2 protein-coding genes are annotated in these 2,166 nt (G+C 61.3%); both read right to left on the bottom strand.

The genetic code is table 11. From position 1 onward, the window contains the following. Window positions 1-352: 352 nt before the first annotated feature. Window positions 353-691 carry a winged helix-turn-helix transcriptional regulator gene (locus GY725_15130; GenBank protein ID MCP4005522.1) on the bottom strand — a complete coding sequence of 113 codons (339 nt, stop codon included), beginning with the start codon at window positions 689-691 and terminating at the stop codon, window positions 353-355. Between the two features lie 292 nt (window positions 692-983). Further along, window positions 984-2,039 (bottom strand): transposase, encoded by a 1,056-nt coding sequence (locus tag GY725_15125; protein MCP4005521.1) that lies wholly within the window; start codon window positions 2,037-2,039, stop codon window positions 984-986. Window positions 2,040-2,166: the final 127 nt, after the last annotated feature.

The raw sequence follows: 2,166 nt of genomic DNA, 5'->3' as shown, positions 1-2,166 counted from the left end.
TCTGGAGCGTGATCGAGACCGCTCGCCAGCAGAACGTGCCCGTCTTCGCATTCCTCGCCCGCGCACTGGATGCACACCTCCGAAAGGCGGAAGCGCCCGTGCTCCTGACGTAGATCCGTCAGGACCCGTGAACGCTTACCGACGAACTTCCACTGTCTATTTCGGCACTTGGATCAGCACCTCCCGAAACACGTGCTCCTCCCTTTCTGCACGCTCACTGTCCTCGAATGCACGGGCCTGGATGCGCCCCGTGAGGCGCCCGTGCTCGGAGACAGGATACGTGTCAAACGCACGTCGAAGGCCGAGCGTTGCGTTTTCGCTCATAAGACGACACACAAGTGCCTTTGGTTCTTCAGCGCTTCGTTCGACGTGGGGGCGGCGGGTAGGGCACGCGCAGATCCATACGGCCGCTGGGAGGAGCGTCAAACGTGATCGTTGCGGTACGGGCGCGCTTCGATACTCGCACCTCGGGGCCGAGTCGGTACGCATTTCGTGCCTTCTCTGTCTCGCGCACGACAAGGCCGTGATGCTCGAGCGTACGCAGATTCGCTCTCACGGTCGAAATCGGCACGTTCAATCGATCGGAGATCATCCGCGCCGTCAGCGGTCCCTCTGCCAGGCCGATCAACAAGTGCTGGCGAGTCTCTCGTCGCAGAACGAAGACGACGTCGAGCACCCTGCGATCGGACATGACAGATCCGTCGGGAGTTGGGATGGCTCGGATTCTCTCCATCGCCCTTCCCGAAGTCAAAGCTGGCCGAGAGTTATCCACTGTTCTTATGTCCGAATGACTGTGACTCCCAGCACAATGTTCCATGCGATCTCATAAGAGCTGCAACGCCACCCGACGCCGAGCACCACAGGGACACGTCCTGACGCATTTCGGCATGTCAGTCGTTTGTGCTCTGTTCGTCCTCTGTTCCCGCGGATTCGCTCAGCGGTCGTCGGAGGATGTCGTCCGGTTTCATTCATGAGCCGACGCATCAAGCGGCCTCTCGATAGTACGAGCCAAGAAGGCCACCAAGCCGATCACGACGTTGAACCACTCCTACGTCGCATTCTGGAACACCATCGATCAGCTGGTTCCCTAGTCCCTGGTGCGGGCGCTCAAGGTGATAGTGCTCGACGAACTCGTGAATCGACCTGCGCAGGTGGCGCTCGCCCAGCGGGATGATCCGGCCCAAGCATTCTGACTTGATCGACAGCACGAATCGCTCGGCGTATGCATTCAGGTTCGGGCTGCGCGGAGGAAGACGCACGGCTTCGACTCCCCCACTCTTCAGGATCGCCCTGAATGCCGCCGTGAACAGCGGATCGCGATCCAGGATCAGATGCGACTTCCCTCGCAGGAATCCATCGCACGAGTCGATCAGATTGCGCGCAATCTGCGCCATCCAACGACCGTCCGGCACGGGCTTGATCCCCGCGATCTCCACGCGCCGTGTGGAGAGATCGATCGCGAAGAACACCAGGTATCGTGTCAGGCCGAGCCTGCTCCATACTTCAACCGTGAAGAAGTCAGCCGCAGCGAGTCCCGCCCAATGCGCCTTCAGGAACTTCGACCACGGCATGTGCTTGAGACGTTCGGGCGCGGGCTCGATGCCGTTCTCCAGCAGGATGCGCCGCACGCTCGACTTGGAGACCTCATGCCCGAGTTTCCTGAGTTCTCCGACAATGTGGCCGTAGCCCCAACCCTCGTTCTCTTCGGCCATTCGTACCACGAGTGACCTGATCTCCTCGACGATCCTCGGCCTGCCTGGCCGACGGTTCGCGCTCCCGTCGTACTTCCGCGCGATGAGCTCACGGTGCCACCTGAGGATCGTATCTGGCGTCACCATGGTCAACAGCTCACGCAGTACGCCTCGCCCCAGCCGCTTGCCCTTTGCGGCGAGCCGACGTCGCTGATCATCGTTCAGCCGCGGCTGTCGTCCATGCACCTCCCGGAAGATGCGCAACTGCTCTTCGAGGAAGTCGATCCGGGCCCGCTGCTCCTCATTCAGCCAGCCGGCGATCGCGAGGAGCAGCATCCGAAGCGGCATGTCCAGCATGCGGTCATCCTACCGTGCCAGAAGCCCCCACTTCCCGTCGGAATCCGATGGTCGCTGCGGCAATGCATCCCCAGATCATGCCGGCACTTGCAGGCCGGCTGACAAATGGAACCACACG

It is taken from the genome of bacterium, from assembly GCA_024226335.1.
Lineage (GTDB): Bacteria > Myxococcota_A > UBA9160 > SZUA-336 > SZUA-336 > JAAELY01.
This window is presented reverse-complemented; position numbering and strand designations above follow the sequence as displayed.